This window comes from Chryseobacterium sp. (genome assembly GCF_045629545.1).
GTDB lineage: Bacteria > Bacteroidota > Bacteroidia > Flavobacteriales > Weeksellaceae > Chryseobacterium.
In genome coordinates this window covers 1-8,414 of record NZ_JAZQRK010000028.1, presented here as the reverse complement: position 1 = coordinate 8,414, position 8,414 = coordinate 1, and the positions used below count along the sequence as shown (strand labels likewise).

The window sequence follows — 8,414 nt, the reverse complement described above, 5'->3', positions numbered from 1 at the left end:
TGCAAAAACCTGTTGCTTAGGAAATTGTACAGGAATTTCTTTTGTAGATAGCACCCCAATCAGAGTTTGTAAAAATAAAAGAATAAAACGCAACAAAGTCTTCAAAGACGTTGCTACCACTGGAAAATCTACCATGGGTTGGTTTCATGGTTTCAAACTTCATATCATCATCAATGACAAAGGTGAACTTCTAAGTTTTTGTGTAACACAGGCAAATGTGGACGATCGAGAACCATTGAAAAACGACTCTTTTTTACAATCTATTTTTGGTAAATTGTTCGGTGATAAAGGTTATATCAGCGAAAAATTGACTCAATTATTATTTGTAGATGGGATTCAATTAATCACCAGTATTCGCAATAATATGAAGAACAGTTTGATGGAAATGAGTGATAAGATTTTGCTTAGAAAGCGCTCTATCATTGAAACCGTGAATGATGAGTTGAAAAATATTTGCCAAGTAGAACACTCTAGGCATCGTTCAGTAGTAAACTTTATGAGCAATCTTGTAGCTGGAATTATTGCTTATAATTTTCTTCCAAAAAAACCATCACTAAAATATGAAACATTGAAAAATAATCAGTTAGCAATGTTTTATTAATCGAACTCAGGTTACTGGGATTTTACTTTTTTATGTATCTAAAATTATCGTTCCCAACAATGTCTACATTGCCTTTGTATTTAGCCTTTTGGTGATGATATTGCCTCCAATGTTGTATATGGCAAGAGTTTCTACGCCAGATCTATTTATATTCCAATTTCTAATCTTATTTATGATTGGGATTTTCAAAAAATGGAGCGCACTAAAGATGTTTTTCCTACTATTACTCATCACGTTTATACGTCCAGACTATGTTACCTTCGGGTTGTCTTATTTGGGTGCGTTGGGATTGTTTATTTTAATTAAACAAAAAAAAATAGAATACCATCTGATAGCGCAAGGGATTGCTTTGATCATCCTGAATTTTGCCATTATGAAATATTACAATTATCCAGGTTGGAAAGACTTGTTTTACGATAGTTTTATCCAAAGGAGATCTTTTGTTTCTACCGATCCAATGTTGTTCACTTGGAAGGGATATTTCTCTATTATTTACATTAAAATTATATATTTTAAAAAAATAACATTAACGGTTTCTCTTTTATTATTCGCTATTTTCTTTTTATCTAAAGATTTGTGGGTAAGAATTCTTTCTTGCTTATTTTTCTGCAATGTGTATATAAAATTCTTATTCTTCCCAGAATCTGGGGCGTTACGTTTCTTTTTTGTGTTTGTAGTCTTATTGCTTATCATGCTATTGTCTGTTTTGGCTAAAAAATACAATGGTTTCAAACTCAACAAAATTGCGTAATTTTACTTTTTTAAAGTCAATGTTATGAAAATTGAAGAATCAAATATTGTAGAAACTAGCGACTACAGAGTTATTATATATCCAGCTTCGCGTCCTTTGGCAACCAAAGAAGCAAAAGTAATCACAGAAAAATTATATGATTTTTTGGCTACTTGGGCAGCTCACGGTAAGCCATTGTCTTCATCATTCAAAATAGAAAAAAATCAGTTTATTATTATCTGTGTAGATGAGGAGCAGGAGATAGCTTCTGGATGTAGTATAGATTCTCTTGGGAAAGTAATGAGAGAGATCGACGCAGATTTTCACTTGGGATTATTCGATCGTATGAAGGCTAGTTTTGTAGAAAATGGAGAAGTAAAAACTTTAAAGCTGATCGATTTTAAAAATAAAATCAGAAATGGAGAATTATCTAAAGACATAGAAGTTTTTGATTTTTCTAAAAATACTTATCTAGAATTTCTAAGCAACTTCTTACTTCCATTCGGGAGAAGCTGGGCTGCTACAATTAAATAAGAGTCTAAAAACTCATCGTAAAAAATTCTCTTTAGATATGATCTTGAGAGAATTTTTCTTAAATAGAATGGTTTCCTATATGTCTAAAATTCTCTTCTTAACAACGGCTCACAATTATAATGATGATAGAATTTTTTATCATCAAGCGAAAGAGTTACAATCAAGAGGATTTCAGGTTAAAATTTCAAGTTTATATTCTGATTTTGTTGGAGAAATGGAAGGAATAGATATAGAATCTTACGGCATTTTGCATCATTCAACAAAAGAAAAATTTCAGCAGTTTTTATCGGTTTGTAAAGGATATCAACCCGATTGTATTTTGTGTTCTGAACCTTTAGCGGTTATTGCGGCACATCAATTTAATAAAGAAAAGAAAACAGCTATTATCTACGATATTACAGAGTGGTACCCGGCGATGTCTATGCTGCAAGGTTTATCTTTTCCTTTAAAAATAATTAAAGGCGTTCAGTTCTCTCTGATTCAGTTATATGCAGGTTGGCGTTCTGGGCAATTTATTTTTGGCGAAAAAACGAAACAATTTCCATTGGCAACTTTTTTTCCGTTTAAAAAGAAAATGATTTCACCCTATTATCCTGCTGAAGATTATGTGGTAGAAAATTGCATAGAAATAACCCATAACGAAATTACATTGTGCTATACAGGCGCACTTTCTAAAGACAAAGGAATTGGCAATTTTTTCCGCGCTATAGATTGTTTACGAAGTAGAAAACCTGACTATAAAATCTCCATACTTATCGTAGGCGCAGCGAGAACTGTTGAAGACGAAAAGTATTTTTCAGATTTAATTTCTCAATTTAATTTTAAAAATGTTACCCTAAAAAATCCTACCGATTTCAAAGATTTCACCAAAACCATCGGCGAGGCTCATCTTTGTTTTGATCTACGGGAATTCAATTTTGAGAATCATCATTCTTTACCGATTAAGCTATTTTATTATATCGGAGCAGGAAAACCTATTATTTATTCCAATCTAAAGGGAATACGCCAACATATGGATGTTTCTAGCTACGGACATTTGGTGGATCCGCAAAATGCGGAGTCTATTGCCAACATCATCGTGCATTATCTAGAAAACCCTGATTTTTACTCTTTGCAAGCTCAGCAAGCGAGAAAAGCATATCTTGCAACTTACAATTGGAACGTGATTAAAAATTCTTTTGTAGATTTCGTTTCACAATCTATTTATTCTTCAAAAAATGCAACTTAGAGTTGTTAAAACCTTTATATCGCGCTTCCTTATCCTTATTCTTAGTTTTGGGCTGGTTATTTATTCTACCAATATGTGGGGTAGCGAAGGCAAAGGCACGATCTCTTTGGTAATTGCCAATGTAGCGGTGGTAAGTTTTTTTAGCAGTATTTTGGCGGGTAGTAGTATCTCTTTTTTTGCTAAAAAGTTTAAAACTGAAGAAATTTTGGGGTTTGCCTATTTATGGTCAATTTTAATAGGAATTTTAGTTCCCTTATTGTTTACCATCACTTCTTTTCAGACCGAATATCTGTTTCATCTGATGGGAATTTCGGTTTTTTCTTCCTTGTTATCTGCTAATATCAATCTTTTTGTAGGAAGTCAAAATATCAAAATTTTCAATATCTATACGATATTACAACAATTGGTTCATATTGTGTTTATCCTAATTTTGGTACATATTGCTAATCAATCTCACGTAGAAACCTATTTTATCGCTCAAATTGCCTGTTGTGGGATTCTATTTATTACAAGTACTTGGCATATAATAAAACTTTTGAAGGTGCCTAAGCTTGTTTTTTCTAAAAATGTATTCCGAAGTATGTTTGATTATGGTTGGAAAACCCAGCTCAGTGCTTTTATTCAGTTTTTGAATTATCGGCTTTCATTCTACTTTTTAGATTATTTCGAAGGGGTTGCAGCAGTGGGAATTTTCTCTATCGGTATTACATTTTCAGAAGCCATATGGACGATTACAAGAAGTATGGCAGTCATTTTATATTCTGATGTGGTCAACTCGAAAAGCGAGCAAGAATCTATCTCCAAAACCAAAGAATCGCTGAAGATTGCTGTTTTATTGATGATTATCTGCGCATTTTTCATCGTCATTATTCCTTCTCAGCTTTATGTATTGATATTCGGGCAAGAATTTAGCAATACAAAAACCATTATGCTTTTGCTTCTTCCTGGTATTATTATGATTGCCATTACAGATATGATAGGTTATTATTTCTCTGCCATCAAGCAACTTAGAATACTCAATATAAAAGCTTTTGTAGGATTGTTTTTTACCGTTTTACTTTCTTATTTGCTTATTCCAAAATGGGGAATTGTAGGCGCTTGTATCGCGACTACGGCTTCTTACTGTATTTCTGCGGGCATTTTGATTTGGAAATTTTATCAAAAAACACCTTTCAGACTAAAAGATTATACTTATACTTTAGCAGAAATTAAAACACTTAAAAATTCTTTTACTAAGAAAGACTTGTAAAAATTAGTCGGTATTTTTTGATGTTATCATTTTTAAATATTAAATTTGATTTATGTGCGGAATATGCGGCTATTACTCATTTCATAAAGAATTATCTTCTAATAATATTTTAGAAATGAACAACGCTATTCGGCATCGTGGTCCCGATGATGAAGGCTATTGGCTGAAGGAAAATAATAATTCTAAAGCTTACGCAGGCGAGGATTCTATAAGAGAAATCAAAAATAAATTACCACTTTTACCCAATCGTTTTTCTAAACTAGCGCTAGGTTTTCGTCGATTATCTATAATTGATGTAAGTGAAAATGGTCATCAACCCATGACCTCTGATGACGAAATTTGTACCATCACCTTTAATGGGGAAATCTATAATTTTCTAGTAATAAAGGCAGAGTTACAGCATTTAGGTCATCAATTTCGCAGTCACTCTGATACGGAAGTCATCTTGAAAGGTTATCTAGAATGGGGAACTTCCATTTTTGCTAAGTTAGACGGGATGTTTGCAATTTGTATTGTAGACAACAAAAATCAGAAATTGATTTTGGCGAGAGATCGAATGGGTTTGAAACCTTTATTTTATACTCAAAGTTCAGAATATTTGGTTTGGGCTTCTGAGATAAAATCGATTTTAAAAAACGAATTGATTATTCCGAAAGTGAATTGGCAAGGCGTTTACACCAATTTTTTGTTTCAAACTACATTAGCTCCCGAAACTTGTTTTCAAGATATATTTTCTTTGGAACCTGCGAGTTTTTTGACGTTAGATTTAATTAATTTTAAATTTAAAAAAGAAAAATATTGGGAATTTCCATCTGAAAATATTTCTATTAAAGAGTCAGATGCTATATTGAAAATAGACGAATTACTTTCTGAAAGTATTAAAGATAAGTTGCAATCTGACGTTCCTGTGGCAAGCATGATGAGTGGTGGAATAGATTCTACCTTAATTACTACTAAAACTAAACCTTTAGATAAAGATATTAATGCATTCACGCTTGGTTATCCATTTGCGGAAGAGGAAGTGAAAAATGCAAGTTTGGTCGCTAAAAATTTGGATATCAATCATCATATTAAAATCATATCAGATGATGAAGTTTTACAAGATTTAAAAGAAAATATTCAGCATTTTGAAGAACCTTACAGCAGTATGGAAATCTTGTTGAATGCAGCTGAATATGCTAAAAATCTAGGTTTTAAAGTAGTTTTAAGCGGGAATGGAGCAGATGAACTTTTTGCAGGATATTCTCATAGTTTGAAACTTAACCAATGGCTTTTTATGAGAAATTTTGGCTTTGTTCGTCCTTTTATTTTTGCCAATACTAAATTTTCGAATAGAGTAAAGAATTACTTTTCGGTACGAACGATGTTCGATTTTTTTAGACAGAGTCAGGTTGGTATGATGCCACACGAAGTAAAATCTGTATTCTCTGATTCTGTTTTTTCTGAGATTAAAACAAATTGTAAATCTTATCATTTGTCTGAAACCAAAGATTACAAAGGACTTTTCGAATATGATATGAGATATTCTTTGTCTTCTCACCACGTTTTTCGGGATGATCTAAGCGCGATGAAGTATGGGGTAGAATTTCGATATCCTTACCTGAGTAATGCTCTTGTAGACTATGTTTGTTCTTTGCCTGCGCAATTTAGATTTAATGGTAAACAAAATAAACCTTTGCTAAGAAAAGTCGCTGAAAAATATTTGCCGATAGAAATTCTGAATATGCCAAAAAAGGGATTCTCATTTCCATTTGCCCATTTTATTGAAAAGGAGGCAAAAATAAGAATCTTTATTTCAGAAAACTTAGCTCGGTTGAAAAAGAGAGATTTCTTCGTTGAAAACGTTATCGAAAAATGGGAAAAAGAAGAAAAACAAATGTACGATTACACCAAGATATGGCAATTGGTAACGTTTGAGCTTTGGTATCAGAAATATTTTGAAGAGGAATAAGGTAGATATATGGTATTATATTTTAACTTTGTTCTATGAAAAATTATTTGTGGATTTTTGCGATTACTTTTTTTACGCTGCTTAGTTGTAGCAGTGATGAAGATGATGTACAAAATATAGATCAGATTTTGGATATTTACATAAAAGATCCCTCAGGTAATGATCTGCTTCATCCAACGAAAGATGGTTCATATACTGTAATTTCTATGAATGATAATTTATCGGATGTAGATATTGCGCCTGTCAATTTTAGTAGAAAAATGATCATAGATTCTACCTATTATTTGCAATATGTATCAGGTGCTAAAAGACAATTGGTAGACGACAATGGTGCAGGAGATAAAATGTATAAATCTCAAATTATCCTATCTCTAACCAAAAAAATATCCTCAACACAGATGGATACTCCAATCGTTGATACTCTCAATGTCTTCTATAGAATGACTCCATCAGCATTTGAAGTTTCCAAAGTATATTACAACAGCGAGTTGAAATTTACCAAGGGATCTAATGAACCAAATGTAGTTACAATCATAAAATAATTTTTAAATTTGCAGTAGCGTCGTCATTATTTCAAATGGATGACGTTTTAATCACTAACATCTAAATAAAATGTTACAAGTTCAATTTTTGCGCGACAATAAAGAACGCGTTTTAGAAGGTCTTAAAAAAAGACAATTCAAAAATCTGGAGTTGGTAGACGAGGCAATCGTAACCGATGACGAGAGAAAAAAAATCCAGTTCGAATTAGATTCTCAACTTTCTGAAATGAATAAAATCTCCAAAGAGATTGGTTTTTTGATGAAAGAAGGGAAGAAAGAAGAAGCTGAAGCATCGAAATCTAAAACAGCGCAATATAAAGAGTCGAGCAAAGAATTGCAATCTCAACTAGAACTTAAAGAAAAATCATTACTAAATATTCTTTATCAACTTCCAAACATTCCCAACGAAAAGGTAAAAGCTGGATCTTCTGCTGATGATAACGAGATTATTTACCAATCTCACGAAGTCGAAGGTCTTGGCGAAGGTGCTATCCCACATTGGGAATTGGCAAAGAAATACAATTTGATTGATTTTGAATTGGGTGTGAAAATTGCTGGTGCTGGTTTTCCTGTTTATTTTGGGAAAGGTGCTAGACTTCAAAGAGCTTTGGTACAGTATTTCTTAGATAAAAACGTAGAAGCTGGATACTTAGAAGTAAATCCTCCACATGTGGTAAATGAAGCTTCAGGATATGGTACAGGACAGTTACCAGACAAAGAAGGGCAGATGTACTACATCAATGCAGACGATTTGTATCTAATCCCAACTGCTGAAGTACCTGTAACCAATTTGTACAGAGATGTTTTGCTAGAAGAAAAAGATCTTCCAATCAAAAATACAGCATTTTCTCAGTGTTATAGAAGAGAGGCTGGAAGTTATGGTGCGCATGTAAGAGGACTAAACCGTCTTCACCAATTCGAGAAAGTAGAAATTGTAAGAATAGAGAAAGCTGAAGGTTCTTATGACGTTTTGGAAGAAATGGTAGAACACATCAAAGGTATCCTTACAGATCTAGAATTACCGTACAGAGTTCTGAGACTTTGTGGTGGAGATACAGGATTTGCTGCGGCAATGACGTACGATTTTGAAGTATGGAGTGCAGCACAGGAAATGTGGTTGGAAGTAAGTTCTGTTTCAAACTTTGAAACTTTCCAAGCAAATAGATTGAAGTGCCGTTACAAAACGGATGGTAAATCTCAGTTGGTACACACGCTGAATGGTTCTGCAATGGCTTTACCAAGAATAATGGCTGCATTGTTAGAGAATAACCAAACAGAAGAAGGCATCAAGTTACCAAAGAAAATTGCAGAGTACGCAAGATTCGATTTGATAAATTAACAATCAGATGGTCATTCAACATTTGAAATGACAATTTATAATAAAAAAACCACCGAAATTTCGGTGGTTTTGTGTTTTTAAGCTATTTCAACTAAATACTTAATGAATATCCGTAAAATTGCCTAAAAATCATTATCTTTGTGTTTATCAAAAGATTGACGATGAATTTATTTAGTTTCACAGCACATTTTGGCACCGAAGAAGATTGTAGAAATCATTTCAAAGAACAACGAGATTTGC

Annotated in this window: 8 protein-coding genes; all 8 read left to right on the top strand. The window is 32.9% G+C overall.

Annotated elements, in window-relative coordinates; genetic code table 11:
- On the top strand, positions 1-601 hold a 601-nt coding region (locus ACKI42_RS06885; RefSeq protein ID WP_407403803.1), incomplete at its 5' end, for an IS982 family transposase.
- 118 nt (positions 602-719) lie between these two features.
- On the top strand, positions 720-1,352 hold the full coding sequence (locus ACKI42_RS06880) for a hypothetical protein (RefSeq protein ID WP_407403801.1): 633 nt from the start codon (positions 720-722) through the stop codon (positions 1,350-1,352).
- Between the two features lie 24 nt (positions 1,353-1,376).
- The gene (locus ACKI42_RS06875; protein ID WP_407403799.1) at positions 1,377-1,865 is read left to right on the top strand and encodes a hypothetical protein; all 489 of its coding nucleotides are present in this window, start codon (positions 1,377-1,379) and stop codon (positions 1,863-1,865) included.
- 79 nt (positions 1,866-1,944) lie between these two features.
- Entirely contained in the window at positions 1,945-3,093 is a 1,149-nt protein-coding gene (locus tag ACKI42_RS06870; protein ID WP_407403797.1) for a glycosyltransferase, read from the top strand.
- Complete coding sequence (locus ACKI42_RS06865; protein WP_407403795.1) at positions 3,083-4,342, top strand: polysaccharide biosynthesis C-terminal domain-containing protein; 1,260 nt, start codon at positions 3,083-3,085, stop codon at positions 4,340-4,342. Before ACKI42_RS06870 ends, ACKI42_RS06865 begins: the two co-directional genes overlap by 11 nt.
- A gap of 52 nt (positions 4,343-4,394) precedes the next feature.
- Positions 4,395-6,293: an asparagine synthase (glutamine-hydrolyzing) gene (asnB, locus tag ACKI42_RS06860; RefSeq protein WP_407403793.1), complete on the top strand. Its 1,899-nt coding sequence runs from the start codon at positions 4,395-4,397 to the stop codon at positions 6,291-6,293.
- 35 nt (positions 6,294-6,328) lie between these two features.
- Positions 6,329-6,835 carry a hypothetical protein gene (locus ACKI42_RS06855; protein ID WP_407403791.1) on the top strand — a complete coding sequence of 169 codons (507 nt, stop codon included), beginning with the start codon at positions 6,329-6,331 and terminating at the stop codon, positions 6,833-6,835.
- Positions 6,836-6,905: 70 nt separating this feature from the next.
- A complete protein-coding gene (gene serS / locus ACKI42_RS06850; protein WP_407403789.1) occupies positions 6,906-8,174 on the top strand; it encodes a serine--tRNA ligase in 1,269 nt (422 codons plus the stop codon).
- The last annotated feature ends 240 nt before the right edge of the window (positions 8,175-8,414 follow it).